Source organism: Streptomyces sp. Root1310 (assembly GCF_001426425.1).
Classification (GTDB): domain Bacteria; phylum Actinomycetota; class Actinomycetes; order Streptomycetales; family Streptomycetaceae; genus Streptomyces.
Genome location: NZ_LMEQ01000012.1, coordinates 818,683 through 841,251, shown reverse-complemented (window position 1 = coordinate 841,251; position 22,569 = coordinate 818,683). Strand labels below are relative to the sequence as shown.

Sequence of the window (22,569 nt, the reverse complement as noted above, 5' to 3'; positions counted from 1 at the left end):
AGGCTCCGCAAAACGACCGAGGGCCGGAACCCTTTCGGATTCCGGCCCTCGACCTTTAGTAGCGGGGACAGGATTTGAACCTGCGACCTCTGGGTTATGAGCCCAGCGAGCTACCGAGCTGCTCCACCCCGCGCCGTTGAATGCAACGTTACGTGAAGGGGAAGGGCAAAGGCAAATCGATTGCCCGACCCCTGTCGACGCAGGTCAGAACACACTTCAGCCCGTCGGGCGTTCGAGGACGAGGCCCGCTCAGGGCCGGCAGCGGGGGTCCGGTGGCAGCAGCCCCGGGGTTGGGACGGGAAGGGGCGGCGGGGAGGAATCCCGTCGTGCGGAACCCGGTCCGGCGCCACCACCCGGCTCCACGGGACCGGTCTCCACTCCCCGTCCACGGCCCAGCCCCACGGCCCCGCTCCACCGCGGCACGCCGTCAGGCGGACAGCTCTTCCCGCAACGCGTCCCGCAGTCGGGCCGCCCGCTCGGCCACCTCTCCCGGCCCCAGCGACACCGCCCGGTCAGCCCACCGCTGTCCCTCGGCCAGTTCGCCGCGACGCGCGTAGACCAGGGCAAGCCGCAAAGCCGCCCGCCCGTGCCCGGCGTCGGCCGCCCGCGTCCACCACACGGCCGCCTCGGGCTCGCTGCCCTCGCGCGCGAGCAGCAGTCCGAGGTTGAACGCACCGTTGCGCGACCCGGCCTCCGCGGCCGTCCGGTACCACCGTGCCGCCTCCACCACGTCCCCGCGCGCGGCGGCCAGCATCCCGACCCGGACCTGCGCCCGCCGGTGCCCCTGGGTCGCGGCGCGCTCGTACCACTCCTCGCACTCGGTCTTCTCGTGCACGGTCTCCCCGAGCTCGTGCGCGGGCTGCGGCGGCCGGCGCGCGTCCAGCACGGCCGCCAGCCGGTACGCCGCCTCCGCGCTCCCGCCGCCGGCCGCGCACCGCAGATGCCGCTCGGCCTCCTGCTCGTCCCCGTCGCGCAGGCGCGCGATCCCGACCTGGAGCGCCGCCTCGGTGTGCCCGGCGGCGGCCGCCCGCTCGTACCAGCGCAGCGCGACGGCCTCCTCGCCCCGCCCCGCGAACAGGATCCCGAGGTTGAACGCGGCGTCGACGCTGCCCGCCTCCGCCGCCTTGGAGAACCAGGGCTCGGCCCCGGCCGTGTCGCCGCCCTGGAGCAGCAGGATGGCCAGCGCGTTGGCCGCCTCCCGGTGCCCGGCGTAGGCGGCGCGCCGGTACCACTGCTCGGCCTGCACGGTGCGGCCCTGTTCGGCGCAGAGCAGGGCGAGGTTGTAGGCGCCGTTGTCGTCCCCGGCGTCCATCGCGGCCCGGTACCAGCGCTCGGCGGTCTGGGTCTGTCCCCGCTCGGCGTGCAGCGCGCCCAGCGCGTTCGCCGCGTTGCCGTCGCCCTCCTGCGCGGCCCGCAGCCACCAGACGGCCGCGCTCTCGGTGTCGCCGGCGTCGCGCAGCAGGAACCCGAGCGCGCAGGCGGCCCGTGCCTCGCCGTCCTTGGCGGACGTCAGGTACCAGCGTCCGGCCTCCTTCAGGTCGCCGCGCCGCTCCAGGATCGTCCCGAGGTGCAGGGCGGCCCGCCGGTGTCCGCGCGCGGCGGCCTGGCGGTACCACTGCTCGGCCTCCGCCCGCACGATGACACCGTTGTCGTGCTCGCACCCGTCCGCGTCGCCGTCGGCACGGGAGCCCGCGCACTCCGGGTGGTCGAGGGCTCGGGCCAGCCGGTAGGCCGCTTCCCGGTGCCCCCGCTCGGCGGCGGCCCGCATCCACTGCTCGGCCCCGGGGTCCCCACGGTGCTCCAGCAGGTCGGCCAGGGCGTACGCGCCCAGCGTGTGCCCCTGCTCGGCGGACTGGCGCAGCCAGTACTCGGCGGCCGGTTCGTCGCCGCACTCGCGGCGGTGGCGGCCCAGGGCGTGCGCGGCGGCGGCGGATCCGGCGACGGCCGCGACCCGCCACCATCCGGCGGCCTCGTCGGGGTAGCCGCGCTGATGGAGAAGGACGCCCAGGTTGTTGGCGGCGGCCCGGTCGCCCTCCGCGGTGGCGGCACGCAGATGGGGCTCGGCCCCGTCGAGGTCACCGCGGCGCAGCAACATGGCCCCGAGGACGCTGACGGCCTCGACATCGCCGGCTTGCGCCGCGAGCCGCAGGCTCATCTCCTCGACGGCCTCCCCCGTCTCGACGGCGTCCGCCGTCTCGTCCCGGCTCTGGTCCCGGGTCGCTTCCTCACCGGAAGGCTGCACAAACCGCCCTGTCTCGAACAGAGTTGCCTTGTCCCCCATAACGTCCATCGTCGCACCACCCGCAACCCGGGTACACCTGGTATACCGCGGCCCGTAAGGTCACTTCAGCGTTTTGTCGACATGCCCACAGAGAGACAAGTCAAACACAGATCGCTCAACTCCCCACGGCGGCGCGGCCACCAGTCCCCCCGGCACATGCGTTCGCACACCACGAAGGCCCGGATCCTTTTCAGAATCCGGGCCTTCGTCTTCAGTAGCGGGGACAGGATTTGAACCTGCGACCTCTGGGTTATGAGCCCAGCGAGCTACCGAGCTGCTCCACCCCGCGTCGTGTTCCACAACCGTATCACGACGCGGGGTGGGCAAGATCAGCCGCTGCTGGGACTGGGTTTGGGACTCGGACTGCTACCGGCGCCGCCGCCGGAGCCACCACTCGGACTCGCCGAACTCGTCGGGCTCGGACTGCTGCTCGCCTTGGCGCCCTTGTCGGCCTCGGCCTGCGCGTCCTCGGCCCGCTTCAACGCGTCCTCGAGATCCTTCTGCGCCTTGGCGTACGCGTCCCAGTCGGGCTTCTTCAGGGCCTCCTGGCCGGCCGTGAACGCCTTCTGGGCGTCGGCCAACGCCTCCCGGACCGTCGGGTTGGTGGACGTCGGTGGCGGGGTCGTACCGCCGCCCTCGTCCGCCGGCGGCGGAGTCGCGCCCTCCGCGCCGAAGACCTTGTTGAGGGCCTCGTCCAGGGTGTCCTCGAAGGCGGTGTTGCCGCCGTAGGTCACCAACACCTTCTTCAGGAGCGGGTACTTGAGTCCGCCGCCGCGCACATAGACGGGCTCCACGTACAGCAGACCGCCGTCGAGCGGCACCGTCAGCAGGTTGCCGTACTCGATGTCGGAGTCGCCGCCCTTCAGAAGCCTGATGGACTCGGCGATGTCCTGTTCGGAGTTGAACTGGCTCTGCACCTGTTTGGGTCCGTCGACGGTCGTACTGGTCGGCAGTTTCAGCACTCTGATCTTGCCGTAGTCGGGAGTTCCCGCCTCGGAGTCGACCGCCATGAACGCACTGAGGTTGTCCCGGCCGTTGGGCGTGAAGGTCGTCGTCAGCGAGAACGCCTGTGCCTTCTGGTCCGGCATCTTCATGCTCAGGTAGTACGGCGGGACCGCGTCACCCGACTTGTTGGACGGGTCGTCCGGCACCTGCCACACCTCACTGCCGCTGAGGAACGTCGTCGCGTCCTTCACGTGGTAGCGGGTGAGCAGCTCGCGCTGGACCTTGAACAGGTCCTGCGGGTACCGGAGATGGGCCATCAGGTCGGTCGAGATGGACGACTTGGACTTCACCGTGCCGGGGAACGCCTTCATCCAGGTCTTCAGGACCGGGTCCTCGGTGTCCCACTGGTAGAGCTTGACCTCGCCGGTGTACGCGTCGACGGTCGCCTTCACCGAGTTGCGGATGTAGTTGACCTGGTTCTGCTGTGCCACCACCGCGCGGTTGTCGTTGGTCGCGGTCAGCGAGTCGGCCGTGGTGTCGCCGAGGGTCGTACGGGAGGCGTACGGGTAGCCGTTCGTCGTCGTGTACGCGTCGACGATCCACTGGATCTTGTGGTTGACCACGGCCGGGTAGGCGTCGCCGTCGATGGTCAGCCAGGGGGCGACCGCCTCGACGCGCTCCTTGGGCGTGCGGTTGTACAGGATCCGCGATCCCTCGCCGATGGCGCCGGAGTACAGGATCTGCGGTTCGCCGAACGACACCGCGTACGCGGCCCGGTTGATCGGGTTGGAGAGGTTGACGCCGCTCTTGCCGGTGTAGCTGGTGGTCTTCTCACCGGCGTCGTCGGAGTAGTCGATCTCCTTCTGCGGACCGCCGACGATCGAGTACGCGGTCGTCTTCTCGCCGTAGTAGATCCGCTGCTGATACGTGCCCAGGTCGCCCACGGAGGGCAGGTTGGACTCGGTGAAGAGCGGGCGGCCCTCGGCGTCGGAGGTGGTGCCCTTGGCGGCGACCACGCCGTAGCCGTGGGTGTAGCGGAAGTGGTTGTTGATCCAGTTCTGCTTGTCGACGCCCGCGAGGTTCAGCTCGCGCAGACCGATGACGGTGTCCTGGTCGGCGCCGTTCACGTTGTAGCGGTCCACGTCCAGGTTGGTCGGGAACGCGTAGTACTTCCGCATCTGCTGGAGCTGCTGGTACGTCGGGGAGACGATGTTCGGGTCCAGGACGCGGATGCTCGCCGTGGCGTCGACGTCGTCGCGCAGCGTCGTCTTGTCCTTGGTGGTGCTCGTACCCGAGTACTCGGTGACCTGCGTACCGGCGATGCCGTACGCCTCACGGGTCGCCTTGAGGTTCTTCTCGACGTACGGGGCTTCCTTGGCCTGCTCGTTCGGCTGGACCTGGAACTTCTGGACGATCGCCGGGTACAGCCCGCCGATGAGGATCGCCGAGAGCACCATCAGGCCGAAGCCGATCACCGGCAGCTGCCAGGTCCGCCGCCACAGGGTGGCGAAGAACAGCAGGGCGCAGATGACGGCGATGCAGAACAGGATCGTCTTGGCCGGCAGATAGGCGTTGGCGTCGACGTACCGCAGGCCCGTCCAGTTGTCCGTCGCCTTGAAGTCGCTGGACTTCACGGCCAGGCCGTAACGGTCCAGCCAGTAGGCGACCGCCTTCAGCGTGACGAAGATGCCGAGCAGCACCGACAGATGGCCGGTGGCCGCGGCGGTGGCGCGCGCGCCCGGGCTGGTGACGCGCAGCCCGCCGTACAGGTAGTGGGTGAGCGCGGCGGCGATCAGCGAGAGGATCGTGGCGGCGAAGCCGAAGCCGAGCAGGAACCGGTACCAGGGCAGGTCGAACGCGAAGAAGGACACGTCGAGATGGAACTGCGGGTCCTTCTGGTGGAAGGGCACGCCGTTGACCCACATGAGCCAGGTCCGCCACTGACCCGCCGCCGAGGCGCCCGCGATCAGGCCGACCAGGGAGGTGATGCCGAGCAGCAGCCACGTCTTGTACGGCGCGATGCCCATGCGGTAGCGGTCGAGGCTCTGCTGCTCCACCGACATCGCGCTGAGCGGCGGCCGCAGGCGGTGCGCCAGCCAGATGTTGAAGCCGACCGCGAGGGCCATCAGCAGGCCGAAGACGAAGAACAGCCCGATCTTGGTCCACAACGTGGTCGTGAAGACCGACGAGTAGTTCACCGAGCGGTACCAGAGCCAGTCCGTCCAGAACCCCGCGAACATCGTGAACGCCATGCCGATCACGGCTAGGACGCCCAGTGTCATGAGCAGGGTCCGGACGCGCCGGGACGGGCGGCCCACTCTGATCCGCGGCCCCGTGGGGCCTCCGCCGCGGTCCGGCATCTGGAAAGCCAAGGTGCGCACCTCGAAAGTCGCAGTTGATCCATCAGGCCCGCGTGTTCGTGGACCGTTCGCGGCCCCCGGTGATCGAGGGCCCACACCTATGCAACTTACTCACCGTTTACTCGGTTCCCGATTCCACCCCTGAACGAGGCAGGATTGTGACCATGTCCAACACTCCCATGGCGGCGAGCCCGCTCACCCGGGCCGTACTCGAGATCGACGAGTACGCCTCCGGCCTCGGCTGGGACCAGCCCGCCCGCCTTTTCGCCCTCGTAGACACCGCTCGGCTGCGAACGCAGGAACCGTCGCTCGCCGCCCAGCTCGGCCTTCAGGACGAGTCCGAGACCACCGGTCTCACCCCGATCGAGCAGGACGAAGTGCCAACGGACAAGCCGCTCGACGAGTTCCTCGCCACGATCGCCTGGCCCGACGCGGTGGTCGGCTGCGCCCTCACCGTGGAGCGTCTGATGCTGCCCCCGTCCGCCGAGGCTCAGGTGCCGAAGGGCCTGGGCGACAAGAAGCTCGCGAAGTGGGTCGCGGAGCACCCCGACCGCCAGGAGGTCCGGATCACGGTCGGCGTCCTGCGTGACGGCACCCGCGACTCGGCCCTCCGGCTGCGCGAGAAGGACGCGCCGACGGAGGTCCTCACCGGCGCGGGTCTGGTGCCGGGCCTCGCCGAGGCGTTGTCGGTGACGTTCGCGGAGTAGCCCTTCCGGCTACTTCGTGCACTTCGGCAGGTCCGCGGTGTCGCCGCCGCGGATGTCCTTGAGGGCGGCGAGGGCGTCGTCGATGGTGTTCACCTTGACGAGCCTGAGCCCCGAGGGGGTGTCCTTGGCGGCGGCCGCGCAGTTCTCCGCGGGGGTCAGGAAGTACTGGGCGCCCTGACTGCGCGCACCGACCGTCTTCATCTCGATGCCGCCGATCGGCCCGACCTTGCCGGTGTCGTCGATGGTGCCGGTGCCGGCGACGAACCGGCCGCCGGTCAGGCTGCCCGGGGTGAGCTTGTCGTAGATGCCGAGCGCGAACATCAGACCGGCGCTCGGCCCGCCGACGTCGGCGAGCTTGATGTCGATGGTGAACGGGAAGGTGTGGTCGGTCCCGGCCGAGATCCCGACGATGGCCCGCTTCTCGCCGCTGTCGTCGGAGGTCGCGGTCGTGATGGTGACGTCCTGGGTCCTGGTCGCCGCCTTGTTCGCCTTCTCGGCGGCCGCCTGGTCCTTCGCCGGGACGATGCGGAAGACGACCTTCTCCCCCGCCTTGTGCTTGGTCACCAGCTTCGCGACGTCGCCCGGCTCCTTCACCGCGGTGCCGTCCACGGCCTTGATCACGTCACCGGCGTGCAGCCGGCCCTCCGCCGGGGAGCCCTTCACCACCGTCGAGACGATCACCCAGGACGTCACCGGGATGTCCAGCTCCTTCAGGGCGGCGACCTTGGCGCTCTCCTGGGACTGGCTGAACTCCTCGGCGTTCTCCTGGGTGGACTGCTCCTCGGTCTTGCCGTCCGGGTACAGCGTGTCGTGCGGCACGACCTTGTTGTCGTGCGCGAGCCATCCGTAGACGGCCTCGACCAGGTTCATCCGGTAGTCGGCGCTGGTGACCCGCACGGTGGTCATGTTCAGGTGACCGCTGGTCGTGTAGGTCTTGCGACCGGAGATCTGAAGCACCGGCTCGCCGCCGTGATCGCCCAGGGTGTTCACCGTCGGCCCGGGGGACATCTCCGCGTACGGCACGGGGATGAGTACGCCCGCACACAGGAGCGCGATCAGCATCAGGGTGGAGGCGAGCATCGTCGCGGTGCGGCGTGGCATGTCTCGACACTACGGGACGCCTCTGTCAGCGCACCGTCAGGGCTGCCACCCGGGTCACGTACGCGAGTGGGGCTTCTCCATGGCCGCCCGGAAGCGGGCGTATCCGTCCAGCTCAGGACCGTCGCTGCGGGCCTTCCGGGTCCGGTTCGCCCAAGTACCCCACAGACCGGCGCCGATAGCGGCGACAAGCGGAATCAGCAACCAGACGAGCGCCGCCATGCCGACCTCCCAACCCCTATGAGCCACCACAACTGACTGATCAGCAGATTAACCATCCGCACCGACAACGCTCACGGCAGGGGTGCGGTTACGCAACCGGAAGGAATTCAGCAGGCTCCGACCCATTCGTCGGTACCGTCCGAGAACTTCTGGTGCTTCCAGATGGGCACTTCGTGCTTGAGATCGTCGATCAGCTTCCGGCAGGCCTCGAAGGCCTCGCCGCGGTGCGGACACGAGACGGCGACGACGACGGCGAGATCGCCGACCCCGAGGTCGCCGACCCGGTGCACCGCGGCCAGCGCCCGCACCGGGTACTCGGCGACGACCTTCTCCGCGATCCGCCGCATCTCCGCCTCCGCGCCGGGATGGCAGGAGTACCCGAGGGAGTCCACGTCGGCGCCGCCGTCGTGGTTGCGGACCGTGCCCACGAACAGCGCGATCCCGCCCGCCGCGTCGTCCCCTACGGCCTTGAAGACCTCGTCCAGGGAGAGCGCGGTGTCACGAACGGCGATCAGCTTGATGGGATCCTGCGCTGCCCGCTCGCCGGGATGGTCGTCGATGGCTGCCATACCCCCATCGTGCCCCACCCGGGAGGGCCGGCGAAATAGCGTGATCACCCGGCACACGCGCGTACCGCTTTGGAGCGACCTCCAAAGGCGGCCCGTCCGGCCGAAAGGGGGGTCCGGGGGCGCAGGCCCCGGTGAAGGGCAGGGAAGGAGCCGGGAGGGAAGGGGCGGCGGGGGCGGAGAAGCGCCCCGCGCCCCCCACGCTCACCGCCGCCGGGCCTTCCGGGCCCGGCGCACCACGGCCGCCGCACCCAGCAGAGCGACCGTCGCGCCCGCCGCGCCCGCCGCGGTGGCGTCCTTGCGCCCGAGCCGCCGGCCGACGACGGTGTGCCGCCCGGCCACCTCCTCCAGCAGCTGCGCGAGGACCTCCTCGTTGGTCCACCGCGGCCGCCACCCCGCGTCGTGCAGGCGGCTCCCGCTCACCACCCAGGGGTACATCGTGTAGGCCAGGTCCCCGGCGGGGGACGGCGTCAGCCCGATCCGGTGCAGCCGGGCGGCGGCGCCCAGCGCGACCGCCGACGGCAGCTCCATGCGCCGGATCCCGCTGAGCTCCTCGACCTCCTCCTGCTCCAGCCATCCGTCGCAGCCGACGGCCAGCTCGCCGTCGACCTTTTCCAGGACGGAGTACTCCAGGGCGCTCACCAGGTCCTCGACATGGCAGAACTGCCAGGCCGGCCGCGAACCGGCGACGACCAGCAGCCGCGGCGACTCGAAATACCGCGTCAGCGCGGTGTCCGTGCCGCCGACCAGCACCGCGGGCCGCACCACGGTGACGTTGAGCCCCGGATGCGCCCGGGGCGCACGCCGGGCCAGCCGTTCGATTTCCAGGAGGTCCCCGACGCCGGTCGCCTCCGCCGTGGCCCGCAGCTCCGCGTCCTCCGAGAGCGGCAGCTCGTTGTCCTCGAGCGCGCCGTAGACCATCGCGGAGGTGCAGAGCACCACCCGGTGCACCCCGGCCGCCGCGGCGGCCGTCAGCACGGTCTGCGTGCCGCGCACGTTGTAGGCCGTCCGGGCGGCGGCGTCACTCCCCAGGTCGAGGTCGAGCGCGAGGTGGACCACGACGTCCGCGCCGCGCAGCTTGTCGGCGATCGCCGGGTCACGGACGTCGAGGATGTGCCACGTCGCCGCGTCGCACTCGCCGCGCCGCTCGTCGATGGCGACGACCTGCTTGACCTCCTCCGACGCGGCGAGCCGCTCGGTCAGCAGCGCGCCGATCCCGGTCGCGGCGCCGGTCACGGCCACGACGGGCCCGCGCGCGCCGGCCGGGGTTGAGTGGTTTCGCGCTGCGCGAACCTGCGGATCTGGGGAACTCACCAGGTGTCTCCAGCGGTTGTCTTGGCATACGGGCGCGAGTGAAGCGTACGTACCAGGTGGCATCCATCCTGCCGCAGGCCAGGAGTCGGCGAAGCACCGAGGCCCGATCGAGCCGGGGTGTCTACGCTGGGTGGTGTTGCAGGGCAGTCGCCGCCGGCCGAGAACCGGTGGCCTTACCAGCCGAGGAACCCCGTGAGTGACACCCCATTCGGATTCGGCCTTCCGCCGGAGGAGCCGGAAGACGGCGACGAGGGCAAGAAGAAGGACCCGCAGAGCGGCGGTGGTCAGGGACCGGCCAACCCGTTCGGTTTCGGCGGCCTGCCCGGCGCCGGAGGCTTTGGCGCCCCCGGTGCGGACAACCCGCTCGCCGCGATGTTCGGTTCGCTGAACCCCAACGACCTGGGCGCCGCCTTCCAGCAGCTGGGCCAGATGCTCTCCTACGAGGGCGGCCCGGTGAACTGGGACATGGCCAAGCAGATCGCCCGCCAGACGGTCGCCCAGGGCACCGCCGACGGCGTGAAGGACGCCAGCGTCGGCCCCTCCGAGCGCACCGCCGTCCAGGAGGCCGTCCGTCTGGCCGACCTCTGGCTGGACGACGCGACGTCCCTGCCGTCCGGCGCTGGCACGGCCGTGGCGTGGTCCCGCGCGGAGTGGGTCGAGGCGACCCTGCCCGCGTGGAAGGAACTCGTCGACCCGGTCGCCGAGCGCGTCGGCGCGGCCATGGGCGATGTCCTGCCGGAGGAGATGCAGGCCATGGCCGGCCCGCTGATCGGCATGATGCGCTCGATGGGCGGCGCGATGTTCGGCTCGCAGATCGGCCAGGCCGTGGGCGTGCTCGCGGGCGAGGTCGTCGGCTCGACCGACATCGGCCTGCCCCTCGGCCCGGCCGGGCGCGCAGCGCTGCTGCCGGTCAACATCGAGGCGTTCGGCAAGGACCTCGGTGTGACGAAGGACGAGGTGCGGCTCTACCTCGCCCTGCGCGAGGCCGCCCACCAGCGTCTGTTCGCACATGTGCCGTGGCTGCGCTCGCACCTGTTCGGCGCCGTCGAGGGCTACGCGCGCGGGATCAAGGTCGACACGGCCAAGCTGGAGGACGTGGTCGGTCAGTTCGATCCGCAGAACCCGGAGCAGCTGCAGGACGCGCTCCAGCAGGGCATGTTCCAGCCGGAGGACACCCCGGCCCAGAAGGCCGCTCTGGCCCGTCTGGAGACGGCCCTGGCGCTCGTGGAGGGCTGGGTGGACGCGGTGGTGCACGCGGCCGCGAAACCCCGTCTGTCGTCCGCGGACGCCCTGCGCGAGACGCTGCGCCGACGTCGTGCCTCGGGCGGTCCGGCGGAGCAGACGTTCGCGACGCTGATCGGCCTGGAGCTGCGTCCGCGCCGCCTGCGTGACGCCTCCCGCCTGTGGGCGTCCCTCACGGACGCGCGCGGGGTCGACGGCCGTGACGCCCTGTGGGCCCACCCGGACATGCTGCCGACGGCGTCCGACCTGGACGACCCGGACGGCTTCGTGCACCGCGAGCAGCTGGACTTCTCCGAGCTGGACAAGATGCTCGGCGAGGCGGCGAGCGGCGGCTCCGGCCACAAACCGAACCTGAAGAAGGACGACGAGGGCACCGACTCCGAGGACGACGGCACCGAGTGAGCCTGTACGACGACGCGGTCCTCGTCCTGAAGGGGTACGAGGGCCAGGAAGCGCAGGAAGAGCTGCGCCAGGCCTATCTGGACCATCTCGCGGCGCACCCGGACGGCATGTGGAAGGCCTGCGGGGACGGCCACATCACGGCGAGCGCGCTGGTGATCGACCCGGAGCGCGGCCGGGTGCTGCTGACCCTGCACAAGAAGATGCGGATGTGGCTCCAGATGGGAGGCCACTGCGAGCCGGCCGACGAGAGTCTGCGGGCCGCCGCGCTGCGCGAGGCGACCGAGGAGTCCGGCATCGGGGGGCTGGCCCTGCTTCCCGGCGGCCCCGTGCGCCTGGACCGGCATCCCACGCCGTGCGCGTGGCACTTCGACGTCCAGTACGCGGCGCTCGCCCCGGCCGGGGCCGTGGAGGCCATCAGCGACGAGTCCCTCGACCTGCGCTGGTTCGCCTATGACGAGGTCGCCGGCGTGGCCGACGAGTCGGTCGTACGGCTGCTGGAGGCGACTCGCGCGCGGCTGTGAGCCGGAAGGCGGCCGGATAGGGACGCCTGTGAGCCGGAAGGCGGGTGACGGGCGGCTGTGAGCCGAGACGGGTAAGGGGCGACCAATTTGGTGGCCGCCCCTTACGAATGCTGTCCGGACGGTCAGCTCCAGGCGTTGCCCTGGTTCTGCTGCCGTACGCCCTGCTGTCCCATGCCGTACTGGGCGGCCAGCCCGGAGCCGATCTGGGCGTTCTGCGGCGGCAGCAGCTCGCTGGGCTGGACGAGCGCGTAGCCGGAGCCCATGAAGCTGAGCTCCCAGCCCTCACCGGTGTTGCCGCGCCGGCGCCACACCCCCGAGGAGTGCGTCTGCGCCTGCATCTGCACCCGCAGCCCGGTGGACCAGGCGACGATGGCGTCGGCGTCGCAGTTGACGTACTTGTCGGGCGTGACCTGCATCATCAGCGGTGCGCCCGAGGTCATCAGGGCGACCTTGCCGCGGCCGGTGATGTTGAGCTGGTACTTCCCGGAGCCGGAGATGCCGTAGAGGCTGTCGACGGCGATGACCTCGTGGTGCAGCGAGGAGTCCATGGCCAGGACATAGCTGCTGTCCACGGTCAGGCCGTCCTGCTCCACGTCCATGAGGTGCACGTGCTGGGCGAGGTTGGCGAGGTACACCGTGCCCTGCCCGTGGCAGCGCATCAGGTCCAGGCCCTCGCCCGTGTGCGCCCGCGCGCGTCCCTGCTGGTGGTTCTGGTACTCGGCGTCGAACTCCATCAGGCCCTGGTAGGCGACCATCGTGCCCTTGCGGGCGAGGATGTCGTCATGGCCCTCGAGGCCGACCCGGAGCATCTGCTTGTTCTGGAGACTCCAGCGCTCCTGGGTCTGCGAGTCGTTGTGCGCGAAAAGTGAGCTCTGCATGGCGTTTCTGGCTCCCCCTCAGCCCCGGACCCGGAGGCGGTCGGTGCTGTCCTCACTGGGCTGGACGACGACGATGCCCTGGCCGGAGAAGGCCATCTGGTAGGCCTCGCCGCTGCCCCGGCCGATGAGCGACTGCGCCTTGAAGCTGCGCTTGCCCTTCACCTTGAGGTTCGGCGACCAGGCGACGAGCGCGTCGGGGTCGACGTACGTCTCGTCCTCGCCGCCGCCGCAGTCGACGACGATCGGCTTGCCCCGGGAGGTCAGCGCGACCCAGCCCTGCCCGGAGATCTTGGTGTTCCACAGGCCCTGACCGGCGAACTTCGCCAGTCCCTTGACGCGCTCGACGCCCCAGGTGAGGTGCGCGTCGAAGGCGAGCAGGTTGGTGGCGTTGACGGAGATGCCGTCGCCGTTGAGGTTGATCACGACGACGTTTGCGCCGTAGTCGGCGAGGTAGAGCAGGCCGTCGCCCGAGCACTTCATCAGGGGCGCGCCCTCGCCGGTCATCCAGTCGCGCGCGATCTGGCGCACGGCCGGCGGGTTGGGCTCGTACTGCACGAAGCCCTCGTAGGCGACCATCGAGCCCACGCGCGCGAGGAGATCGTTCCCGGTCTGGAGGGCGACCTTCAGCATGTGGTTGCCGTGGTTCTCCATCCGGGCGGTGACGGGTGCGGGGGCATAGCCCGCGAGTGGCTGGTTCATGACGGGCTCCCTCAGACCTCGTACGGCTGGACGACGATGAAGTTGCCGGGAGCGGCCCGGAACTGGAGGTTGACGCTCTCGCCGGTGTCGCCGGGGTAGGCGTTGCGGCGCATGCGGACCTGGCTGGAGACGACCACCTGGGCGGCGGACGACCAGGCGACGACGGCGTTGCAGTCGGCGAACGTGGTGGGCGTGACCGGCAGGACGACGGGCGTGCCGTGCGTCTTGACGACGATCGTGCCGGTCCCCGTGAACTGCATGGTGAACAGGGCGCCGCCGGGGATGCCGTGGCCCTCGATGCGACGGACCTCGTACTGGAGGCTCTCGTCGAAGGCGAGGACGTTCTCCGCGGAGACGCAGATGCCGTCACCCTGGAGTTCGATGGGGTGCAGCATCGTGGAGTTCTCGGCGAGGAACACCTGGCCCTGGCCGGTGCAGCGCATCAGCTGCATCTCCTGACCGGTGGCGTTGCCGACGATCCGGCCGGCGAACCCGGCGCCCTTGTAGCTGAAGTCGACCTTGCCCTGGTAGAGGACCATGCTGCCCTGGCGGGCGAGCACGGGCTGACCGCCGATCCCGAGGTCGACCCGGACCAGCTTCTTGTTCTGCTGGGTCCAGCGCTGTCCGGTGGGCGTCTCCTTGAACTGCTGGAGCGCGGCGGCCACTCCGGCACCGCCCTGGGGCGCGCTCTGCGGTACGCCGTAGGCCTGCTGGCCCGGGACCTGCCCGAACGGGGGTTGCTGACCGTAGCCGGGCGGCTGGGGCGGCTGACCGTAACCGGGCGGGGCCTGCGGGGCGTGGGGAGCCTGCGGCTGCTGGCCGTAGCCGGGAGGCATGGGCGCGGTCGGCGCCGGGCCCTGACCGTACGGCTGCTGCTGCGGCGGCTGGCCGTAGGGCGCCGGGGCCGGAGCGGGCGGCGGTACGTGGCCGCCGCCGGGCGGGGTGAGGGGCGCCACGATGGTCGGCGCGGCGTGCACCGGGGGCGCGGGCGCCGGTGCCGGGGCGGGCGGGGGCGCGAAGCCCTGTGCGGCGGGCTGCGGCTGGGCCGGAGCGGGAGCAGGTGCCGGAGCGGGCGGTGCGCCGAACGCGGGCGGGGCGAAGCCGGGAGTGGCGGCACCGGCCTGCGGCTGCTGCGGCTGCTGCGGCGCGGCGGGCGCCTCCTCCTCGGCGACCTCGCCGCCGAAGTTCTTCAGCAGCGCGTCCAGACCGCCGTCGAAGCCCTGTCCGACGGCCGCGAACCGCCACACGTCCTTCAGGTAGAAGTCACCCAGCATCACGGCCCGCTCGCTGGAGAACTCCGAGCCGTTGAACGCGTAGCGGGCCACTTCCTCGCCGCCCGCGACGATGCGGAGATAGCCGGGGTTGATCTGCGACATCTGCCCGGCGCCGTCGAGGGTCGCCGTGAAGGACAGCTTGTGGATCTGCGGCGGAATCCGGTCGAGGGTGATGCGGAAGGACTCCGTGTCGCCCGCCTGGGCGCCCAGGAGCTGGATGGACTCCTCGGGCGACTTCGGCTGGTTGAAGAAGACGAAGTACCGGTCGTCCGAGAGCCGCTCGTCGGCGTCGAGGCCGAAGCAACTGATGTCGAAGGTCAGGCCGGGAGCGGTGATCTGCACGCCTACGTACAGATCGGTGCCCGCGGTGAGGTCACTGATCCTGGCCTTGTGGCCGCGCTGGAATTCCCTGGGCATGCGTAACGACCGTCCCCCATCCCGATTGTGAATGCGTCGCGTCAGGCTAACGGCAAAGTCGGACAACGCACGATGTCGGTACAGACCCGGTACACAACAAACGTCACGTGCCGGGGGGCGGGCTCACCGCGTACGCCGCAGGTCACTCCTCGTCGGCGGCGGACAGGTGGGGCAGCCGGTCGGCCGCGACGACACCCTCCAGGTAGCCACGGGCGCGCTCGGTGCGCGGGTACGCCTCCAGCAGCCGCCAGAAGTCGGGGCCGTGACCGGGCACGAGCAGATGCGCGAGCTCGTGGGCGAGGACGTAGTCGATGACGTACTCGGGCATGCCCTTCAGACGGTGCGACAGGCGGATGCTGCCCTCGGCCGGTGTGCACGAGCCCCAGCGGGTGTTCTGGTTGGTCACCCAGCGGACCGAGGCGGGCCGGGCGCGCCCGCCGAAGCACTGGGCCGACAGCCGCTCGGCGCGCTCGGCCAGCTCCGCGTCGCCCGGGACGCGCCGGCTCTCCTGGGCGGCGAGCTTGTCGAGCATGACGCTCACCCAGCGTTGCTCCTCGGCCTCGGACATCCGGGCAGGGATGAGCACGATGGTGCGATCGCCCTCGCGGTACGCGGAGACCGTCCGACGTCGACGGGCGCTTCTGCGGACCTCGATCGCGCTCGTTCGTGAGCCGCTCGGCGGCTGGCTCGTCGTGCTGCGCTGTGGTGTTCCGGCGCGGTGCAATGGGTCGGCGGACACGCCCCGACGTTACCCGCTGCACACGGGGGAAGTCCCGACTCCGGGACGGTCAGGTTCCGATCCGTCGCGCCGCGTTTGCCTCGTACGACGGATTTGTACGATGAACGCCCCTGCCTGTGGACAACTTTCGGCGTGCCCGAGCGGGTCCGGGCATGCTGGCACTCGTCGGCGGAGCGAGGACGTCCCCAACGCCCCCGCTCCGCCGATGTGACGGGGAGTTTCCAGGCATGAGGCATACGGGGGCCTTTGATGCATCCGATGGTGAAGCCCGCGCTGCGGCGCGGCTGGCGTGACCTCAACACGGCGCAGTTCGGGATGACACCGGCGCACGCGCTGACACTCGGCCCGGTGGACAAGGCGACGGGGAGCCTCCTCGACCTGCTGGACGGCACCCGCGGGCTGGAGCTGCTGCGCGAGGAGGGTCGCCGCATGGGTCTGCCCGACGGCCGTGTCGACCGGCTGGTGGAGCGGCTGGCGCGGGCGGGGCTGCTCGACGACGCGCGCGGCGGCGGGCCGGAGGCCGCCGAGCTGCGGAAGCGGAAAGAGGTCCTGGACCGGCTGCGCCCCGACCTGGCCGCGCTGTCCCTCCTCACCTCGGAGCCGGGCGACGCGATCGACCACCTGGCCGTCCGACGCCGGCTGCGGGTCCAGGTGCGGGGCGCCGGCCGGGTCGGCGTTGCGCTGGCGGCGCTGCTCTCGGGTGCGGGGGTCGGCGAGGTGGACGTGCGGGACGGCGGCCGGGTCGAGCCGGGGGACATCGCACCGGGCGGCCTGCCCGCCGAGTCGGTCGGCGAGCGTCGGGACGAATCCGCCCGCCGCGCCGTGCGCCGGGCCGCCCCGGGCCCCGCACCCCGCAGAGGTCCGGGATCACCGGCCCGGACGGACCCACCCGGCTTCTCGCTCGTGATCTTCGCTCCACGGGACGACGTGTCCGTGCACGCGCCCGCCCCCTCGGCGGCGGAGCCGCTGATCGCCTCGGGCACACCGCACCTCTACGCCGGGGTCGTCGAGGGGACGGGGGTCGTCGGCCCGCTCGTACTGCCGGGGGAGACGGGCTGCGCGGGCTGTCTGCATCAGGAGCGCACCGACCGGGACCCGGCCTGGCCGCGGCTGGTCGCCCAGTGGCACTCCGGGAGAAGGCGCGCGGCGCGCGCCTGTGATGTGACACTGGCCACGACCGTCGCCGGGCTGGCGGCCGCCCACGCGCTCACCTTCCTCGACGGCCGGACCCCGTCGAGCACCGGTGCCCGCTGGGAGGTTTCCATTCCCGCCCTCCAGTGGCAACCACGTCCGCTATGCCCGCATTTCGCCTGCTCGTGCGGGGCGGCGGCGAAAGGTAAGCAGGAACACATCTCCGAGGACCGGGGAACGCACGCGACAATGGCAGTGCACCATTCGCAGGAGTTGTGCCGTACGACGGACGCCGCGCGGCTGGCCGGTACTTGGAGGGCGCATGTCTGATCTTCCCCGGAAGGCGGTCACCCGGACCGCCAAACTCGCCGCGCTCCCGCTCGGCTTCGCCGGGCGGGCGACCTGGGGTCTGGGCAAGCGGATCGTGGGCGAGTCCGCGGAGATCGTCGGCCGCGAACTGCAGCAGCGCACCGCCGAGCAGCTGTTCAAGGTGCTGGGCGAGCTGAAGGGCGGTGCGATGAAGTTCGGGCAGGCCATGTCCGTCTTCGAGTCCGCCCTGCCCGAGGAGGTCGCCGGCCCCTATCGCGCGGCCCTCACCAAGCTCCAGGAAGCGGCGCCGCCGATGCCGACCCGCACCATGCACTCCGTGCTCGCGGAGCGGCTCGGCGCGGACTGGCCCGAGCTGTTCCTGGAGTTCGACGACAAGCCGGCCGCCGCGGCCTCGATCGGCCAGGTCCACCGAGCGGTGTGGCACGACGGCCGGGAGGTGGCGGTCAAGGTCCAATACCCCGGCGCGGGCGAGGCCTTGCTGTCCGACCTCAACCAACTCAGCCGTTTCGCGCGCCTGTTGGGTCCTCTCATCCCGGGCATGGACGTCAAGCCGCTGATCGCCGAGCTCAAGGACCGGGTCTCGGAGGAACTCGACTACAGCCTCGAGGCACAGGCTCAGCGGGCCCACGCGGAGGAGTTCGCCGACGATCCCGACGTGGTGATCCCGGCGGTGGTCCACCAGCGCGAGCAGGTCCTGGTCACCGAGTGGATCGACGGTGTGCCCCTGTCGGAGGTGATCACCGACGGCACCCAGGAGCAGCGCGACCGGGCCGGCCAGCTGCTGTCCCGGTTCCTCTTCTCCGGCCCGGCCCGCACCGGGCTGCTCCACGCCGACCCGCACCCCGGCAACTTCCGCCTCCTGCCGGGCGGACCGGGCGGCGAGGACGACTGGCGCCTGGGTGTCCTGGACTTCGGCACGGTGGACCGGCTCCCGGGCGGTCTGCCGGACCCGATCGGCGAGTCCCTGCGCATGACCCTCGACGGTGACGCGGAGGCGGTCTACGAACTCCTGCGCACGGAGGGCTTCGTCAAGGACTCCATCGAGCTGGATCCCGACGCCGTCCTCGACTACCTCCTGCCGATCATCGAGCCGGCCCAGGTGACGGAGTTCACGTTCAGCCGTGGCTGGATGCGCAGCCAAGCGGCCCGGATCGCCGACCCCCGCTCTCCCGCGCATCAGCTGGGCAAGCAGCTCAACCTGCCGCCGGCCTATCTGCTGATACACCGGGTGACGCTCAGCACGATCGGCGTGCTGTGCCAGCTCGGCGCGACGGTGCGGCTGCGCGAGGAGCTGGAGGAGTGGCTGCCCGGCTTCCTCGCGGCGGACGCCCTGGAGGCCTTCGAGGCGGAGGAGTCGGTCGCGGAGGCGTGAGCGCCGGGACTTCCTCACCCGACTGTGACGCGATTCACCACCACTCCGAGTCCAGTCGGCCTTCGATCGCCCTGAGGTTCTCGCGGGCGCAGGCCTCGCAGAAGTAGCGCCGGACGCCGTGCTCCACGGAGCAGGTCCAGGTGACGGGCGGGGGCTCCTCGGCCCGGGCGCCGCAGCGGGCGCACACGAGGGGATGGGGCTCCGCCGGGGAAGCGCCTCGGTCACCGTCTCCGGGAGGACTCGTCATCCTCGCGACGATAACTCCGGGACGGTGGATCCTCCGCACAACGCACCGCGGGGGCCGGTCCGTTCGGACGGACCGGCCCCCGCGGGGAGAGCTTCGCCTCCCCTGCCGGGGAGGCCACCGCTTCAGGTGGGTGTGGTTACTGCATCACGGCCATGGCGAGCGCCCGCCGGGCGCGCAGCGAGGCGCGCTCGGCCCGTCGCTGCATCCTGCGAGCGGTCGCCAGGCGCAGTGCCCGGCGTTCCCGCTCGGCCTCGTGCAGTCGGTCGTGCATATGCGCACGAGCCAGGGCTTCTGGGATGAGTTGCATCTCGCGTGTCCTGTTCTGACGCGAGTCGTACGCGCCGGTGGTGGTGATGTCTTCGATCGCGGAGCCTGTGGGCTCGCTGGGGAACGGCTTCATCGGGGCCTGCTTCTTGGGGTCTTGCGTGAGGGGGCGGTCGATCGTTCCTGCGGTGTTCATGCTGTGACCGGGTTCTTGCGCGGGCGGCCACGCGGCCGCTTCCGGGCGACGACGACTCCCTGGACGAACAGCTCGCCACCCCAGACACCCCAGGGCTCGCGCCGCTCCTTGGCGCCTGCGAGGCAGGCCTCCATCAGCGGGCAGGTGCGGCAGAGGGACTTGGCGTACTCGACGTCGGCCGGCGACTCGGCGAAGAAGACCTCCGGGTCGTAGGAGCGGCAGGGGACGGGTACGCCGAGGTTCTCGATGGCGTCGTCGAGCGCGGTGAGCGCCGTGAGCGGGGTCAAGGTGGAGTCCTCCGTGAGGCCGGGCGGGGGGATCGTTTCGGAAGGCGGTACTGACGGGGCGTGCGCTTCGAGTTGCACGGTTCGTCTTTCCTCGTCTGTCGGTCCGGTCCTGTAGGACCGGGTGTCGGCTGGGTACCGGGTTCTTTTCTTGTCCCGAGGCCCCTTCACTCCGCTGTCCCCGTGTTCGGGGCAAACAGAAGGGCCGCGGATCCCGGGTGGGTTCCGCGGCCCTGAAGGCGCCGGCCTGATCGACGATCAGGCTGGATCACTCCAGGGTTCTGGCCCACGGAAGGCCCACATCAGGTGGTGCTGCGTCGTCTGCTTCCGGGCTCCGGCACCGGCTGCCGTAAAGGCATAGGCGTGCGCCTGTGCCCCTACTGCTTCCAGTGCCTCGGTCGGTCGCTCATTGCGCTCGCGGCTGGGAAGAACCACGGAGGCAACGGAGGAGGACGCCGGCCGGTCGGCACGAATGCCGGACAGACCGGTGCCCAGGATCGAGGCGTCGAGCATGCACGTGGAGACGACCGAGAGATCGGTCAGTTTGGCGGTGGAGCTGCGGTTGATGATGATCACTGGAATCGCCTCCTCTCGGCGTCTCGGGGGACCGGGGGTGAATCCGGTCCGGCGGGTATGCAAGTACAGCACGGAATCAGGGCCTTCGAGAAGGCCGCCGTTCCCGTGTCTAAGAACCTATGGGGATTGCCGGGGCATGCGCAAACTATTTTTCCGACGAGTTCGGATCAGTTGCCCGGCCGTCCGCCCTCAGCCCTTCTCGTCGTCCCCTTCGACCTCTTGGCCTGCGCAGATGGCCAGGACATCGGCTCCGTAGCGGTTGAGCTTGCGGACGCCGACCCCCGGGATCCGCGCGAGTTCGCCCTCGTCCTCGGGGACGGTCTCGGCGATCGCCATCAGGGTCTTGTCGGTGAAGACACAGAAGGCGGGTTGTCCCGCCTGCTGCGCCTGGACCGCCCGCCAGTCGCGCAGCCGTTCGTACAGCCCCTCGTCCATGTCGGAGGGGCACTCCTCGCAGCGCATCAGCTTCATCTCGCCGGCGTCGGTCAGGGTGCGCCCGCAGACCCGGCAGCGGGCCGGGGTCCGCTGGGTCCGGCGCCGCTCGACCGGGGCGCCCGCCGCGGCGCCGGTGAAGCCGCGCTCGATGCCCCCGGTACCCGCGATGCCCCCGCTGCCCCCGCGGCCGGCGGCGGCGCCCGAACCGGGGCGCAGGCCGTCGAGGAACCGGCTGGGTCGGCGGCTCGGACGGCCGCCGGGTGAGCGGGAGAGCGCCCAGGAGACATACAGGCGTTCCCGGGCCCGGGTGACTCCGACGTAGAGGAGCCGGCGCTCCTCCTCGATCTGCTCGTCGGTCCTGGCGTAGGTGATCGGCATCATGCCCTCGGCGACGCCGACCAGGAAGACGACATCCCACTCCAGGCCCTTGGCCGAGTGCAGGGAGGCCAGGGTGACGCCCTGGACGGTCGGGGCGTGCTGGGCGTTCGCCCGTTCGTCCAGTTCGGCGACCAGGTCGGCGAGGGTGGCGCCGGACTGCGCCGCGGCGAAGTCCTGCGCGAGGCTGACCAGCGCGGCCAGCGACTCCCAGCGTTCCCTGACCGCCCCGGAGCCGGCCGGCGGCTGCGGGGTCCAGCCCTCCCCCGACAGGACGGCACGTACCTGGGAGGGCAGGTCGACAGCGTCCTCGAGAAGGGCGTCGTTGCCCCCGAAGCGGGCCGCGCCGCGCAGGGCGACACCCGCCTTGCGGACCTCGGGGCGGTCGAAGAAGCGCTCCGCGCCGCGCAGCTGGTACGGGACGCCGCGGTCGGCTAGGGCCTGCTCGTACGTCTCCGACTGCGCGTTGGTGCGGAACAGGACGGCGATCTCCGCGGCCGGCACGCCGGCGTCGAGCAGCTCGCGGATCCGGCGGGCCGCGCCCTCCGCCTCGGCGGGCTCGTCCGGGTACTCGCCGTAGCCGGGCTCGGGTCCCGGGCCACGCTGGGAGACGAGCTCCAGGCGGTGGTCGGCGGCGCGGCCCCGGGCCTGGGAGAGCAGACCGTTGGCGAGGTGGACGACCTGAGGGGTGGAGCGGTAGTCGCGGACCAGCTTGACGACGGTGGCGCCGGGGTGGCGGGTGCGGAAGTCGAGGAGGTGGTCGGGGGTGGCTCCGGTGAAGGAGTAGATCGTCTGGCTGGCGTCCCCGACCACGCACAGGTCGTCCCGCTCGCCGAGCCACAGTTCGAGCAGGCGCTGCTGGAGCGGGCTGACGTCCTGGTACTCGTCGACCACGAAGTGCTGGTACTGGGCGCGGACCTGCTCGGCGATGTCCTGCCGGTCCTGGAGGACGGCGACGGTCAGCAGCAGGACGTCCTCGAAGTCGATGACACCGCGCTGCCGCTTGAGGTCCTCGTAGGCCGCGTAGAGCTGGGCGATCTCGGCGGGGTCGCGGGGGATCTCGCGGCCCGCCTTGGCGGCGGCCAGGGCGTAGTCGGCGGGAACGGTCTGGGTGACCTTGGACCACTCGATCTCCGCGGTGGTGTCCCGCAGCTCGCCCCGGTCGAGACGGATGCGGCAGGCGGCCGCCGCGTCGGCGACGAGCTGGATCTTGCGGTCGACGAGTCGGGGCAGGGAGCCACCGATCGCTTTCGGCCAGAAGTACTGAAGCTGACGCAGCGCCGCGGAGTGGAAGGTGCGGGCCTGGACGCCCTGGGCGCCGAGCAGGCGCAGCCGGCCCCGCATCTCCCCCGCGGCACGGTTGGTGAAGGTGACGGCCAGCACACTGGAAGGCTGCAGGATCCCGGCGCGCACCCCGTAGGCGATGCGGTGGGTGATCGCCCGGGTCTTGCCCGTCCCCGCTCCCGCCAGCACACACACCGGACCGTGCAGGGCGGTGGCCACCTCGCGCTGCTCGGGGTCGAGCCCTTCGAGCACCGCGTCGGCCGAGTCCGGTACCTGCGGGAAGAGGGGGGAGTGCGTTGCTGCTGTCACATGGCCATGCTGCCAGGTCGGCGGAGACGGGCGAGCCGGTTGTCCACAGGTGGGCCCTCGCAGTCGTACTAATGCGGCGAGTGTCACCCTCGGCGGTCCGT

19 protein-coding genes and 2 tRNA genes are annotated in these 22,569 nt (G+C 71.1%); 5 read left to right on the top strand and 16 right to left on the bottom strand.

The features are described from left to right. Window positions 1-59: 59 nt before the first annotated feature. From ASD48_RS21900 to ASD48_RS21885, 4 genes are all read right to left on the bottom strand, one after another. A tRNA-Met gene (locus tag ASD48_RS21900) sits at window positions 60-133 on the bottom strand. A gap of 294 nt (window positions 134-427) precedes the next feature. Continuing rightward, complete coding sequence (locus ASD48_RS21895) at window positions 428-2,290, bottom strand: tetratricopeptide repeat protein (protein ID WP_199875895.1); 1,863 nt, start codon at window positions 2,288-2,290, stop codon at window positions 428-430. A gap of 206 nt (window positions 2,291-2,496) precedes the next feature. Then, a tRNA-Met gene (locus tag ASD48_RS21890) sits at window positions 2,497-2,570 on the bottom strand. A gap of 40 nt (window positions 2,571-2,610) precedes the next feature. Further along, window positions 2,611-5,586, bottom strand: coding sequence for a UPF0182 family protein (locus tag ASD48_RS21885; RefSeq protein ID WP_057603325.1), 2,976 nt, complete (start codon window positions 5,584-5,586; stop codon window positions 2,611-2,613). Window positions 5,587-5,750: 164 nt separating this feature from the next. Here ASD48_RS21885 and ASD48_RS21880 point away from each other — a divergent pair, with 164 nt between their 5' ends. After that, window positions 5,751-6,293 (top strand): PPA1309 family protein, encoded by a 543-nt coding sequence (locus ASD48_RS21880; RefSeq protein WP_057603324.1) that lies wholly within the window; start codon window positions 5,751-5,753, stop codon window positions 6,291-6,293. A 9-nt stretch (window positions 6,294-6,302) separates the two neighbouring features. Here the strand turns inward: ASD48_RS21880 and ASD48_RS21875 are convergent, their stop codons facing one another. The 3 genes from ASD48_RS21875 to ASD48_RS21865 form a co-directional block, all read right to left on the bottom strand. Further along, the gene (locus ASD48_RS21875) at window positions 6,303-7,394 is read right to left on the bottom strand and encodes a PDZ domain-containing protein (RefSeq protein ID WP_057603323.1); all 1,092 of its coding nucleotides are present in this window, start codon (window positions 7,392-7,394) and stop codon (window positions 6,303-6,305) included. A gap of 326 nt (window positions 7,395-7,720) precedes the next feature. Then, the gene (locus ASD48_RS21870) at window positions 7,721-8,182 is read right to left on the bottom strand and encodes a molybdenum cofactor biosynthesis protein MoaE (RefSeq protein ID WP_057603322.1); all 462 of its coding nucleotides are present in this window, start codon (window positions 8,180-8,182) and stop codon (window positions 7,721-7,723) included. 201 nt (window positions 8,183-8,383) lie between these two features. Beyond that, entirely contained in the window at window positions 8,384-9,493 is a 1,110-nt protein-coding gene (locus ASD48_RS21865; RefSeq protein WP_057603321.1) for an SDR family oxidoreductase, read from the bottom strand. Between the two features lie 192 nt (window positions 9,494-9,685). Between ASD48_RS21865 and ASD48_RS21860 the strand changes: the two genes are divergently transcribed. Beyond that, window positions 9,686-11,137 (top strand): zinc-dependent metalloprotease, encoded by a 1,452-nt coding sequence (locus ASD48_RS21860; protein ID WP_057603320.1) that lies wholly within the window; start codon window positions 9,686-9,688, stop codon window positions 11,135-11,137. Continuing rightward, window positions 11,134-11,658 (top strand): NUDIX hydrolase, encoded by a 525-nt coding sequence (locus ASD48_RS21855; RefSeq protein ID WP_057603319.1) that lies wholly within the window; start codon window positions 11,134-11,136, stop codon window positions 11,656-11,658. The genes ASD48_RS21860 and ASD48_RS21855 overlap by 4 nt, the downstream gene beginning before the upstream one ends. 122 nt (window positions 11,659-11,780) lie before the next feature. Here the strand turns inward: ASD48_RS21855 and ASD48_RS21850 are convergent, their stop codons facing one another. The 4 genes from ASD48_RS21850 to ASD48_RS21835 form a co-directional block, all read right to left on the bottom strand. After that, complete coding sequence (locus tag ASD48_RS21850) at window positions 11,781-12,536, bottom strand: AIM24 family protein (RefSeq protein WP_057603318.1); 756 nt, start codon at window positions 12,534-12,536, stop codon at window positions 11,781-11,783. 18 nt (window positions 12,537-12,554) lie between these two features. After that, window positions 12,555-13,235: an AIM24 family protein gene (locus ASD48_RS21845; RefSeq protein WP_020130800.1), complete on the bottom strand. Its 681-nt coding sequence runs from the start codon at window positions 13,233-13,235 to the stop codon at window positions 12,555-12,557. Between the two features lie 11 nt (window positions 13,236-13,246). Next, window positions 13,247-14,926, bottom strand: a complete 1,680-nt coding sequence (locus ASD48_RS21840) for a TerD family protein (RefSeq protein WP_057603317.1) — start codon at window positions 14,924-14,926, stop codon at window positions 13,247-13,249. A 142-nt stretch (window positions 14,927-15,068) separates the two neighbouring features. Beyond that, window positions 15,069-15,665, bottom strand: coding sequence for a M48 family metallopeptidase (locus tag ASD48_RS21835; RefSeq protein ID WP_057603316.1), 597 nt, complete (start codon window positions 15,663-15,665; stop codon window positions 15,069-15,071). 249 nt (window positions 15,666-15,914) lie between these two features. Between ASD48_RS21835 and ASD48_RS21830 the strand changes: the two genes are divergently transcribed. Further along, window positions 15,915-17,126, top strand: a complete 1,212-nt coding sequence (locus ASD48_RS21830) for a TOMM precursor leader peptide-binding protein (RefSeq protein WP_057603315.1) — start codon at window positions 15,915-15,917, stop codon at window positions 17,124-17,126. Then, a complete protein-coding gene (locus tag ASD48_RS21825) occupies window positions 17,119-18,498 on the top strand; it encodes an AarF/ABC1/UbiB kinase family protein (RefSeq protein WP_057603314.1) in 1,380 nt (459 codons plus the stop codon). The genes ASD48_RS21830 and ASD48_RS21825 overlap by 8 nt, the downstream gene beginning before the upstream one ends. Window positions 18,499-18,532: 34 nt before the next feature. On the opposite strand, the gene ASD48_RS42185 is transcribed toward ASD48_RS21825, so the two are convergent. The 5 genes from ASD48_RS42185 to ASD48_RS21805 form a co-directional block, all read right to left on the bottom strand. After that, the gene (locus tag ASD48_RS42185; protein WP_079073892.1) at window positions 18,533-18,745 is read right to left on the bottom strand and encodes a hypothetical protein; all 213 of its coding nucleotides are present in this window, start codon (window positions 18,743-18,745) and stop codon (window positions 18,533-18,535) included. 136 nt (window positions 18,746-18,881) lie between these two features. Then, a complete protein-coding gene (locus ASD48_RS21820; RefSeq protein WP_057603313.1) occupies window positions 18,882-19,205 on the bottom strand; it encodes a hypothetical protein in 324 nt (107 codons plus the stop codon). Continuing rightward, the gene (locus ASD48_RS21815) at window positions 19,202-19,570 is read right to left on the bottom strand and encodes a WhiB family transcriptional regulator (protein WP_005480495.1); all 369 of its coding nucleotides are present in this window, start codon (window positions 19,568-19,570) and stop codon (window positions 19,202-19,204) included. The genes ASD48_RS21820 and ASD48_RS21815 overlap by 4 nt, the downstream gene beginning before the upstream one ends. A gap of 177 nt (window positions 19,571-19,747) precedes the next feature. Then, entirely contained in the window at window positions 19,748-20,065 is a 318-nt protein-coding gene (locus ASD48_RS21810) for a hypothetical protein (protein ID WP_057603312.1), read from the bottom strand. 189 nt (window positions 20,066-20,254) lie between these two features. After that, window positions 20,255-22,468 carry an ATP-dependent DNA helicase UvrD2 gene (locus tag ASD48_RS21805; protein ID WP_199875893.1) on the bottom strand — a complete coding sequence of 738 codons (2,214 nt, stop codon included), beginning with the start codon at window positions 22,466-22,468 and terminating at the stop codon, window positions 20,255-20,257. Window positions 22,469-22,569 lie beyond the last annotated feature (101 nt).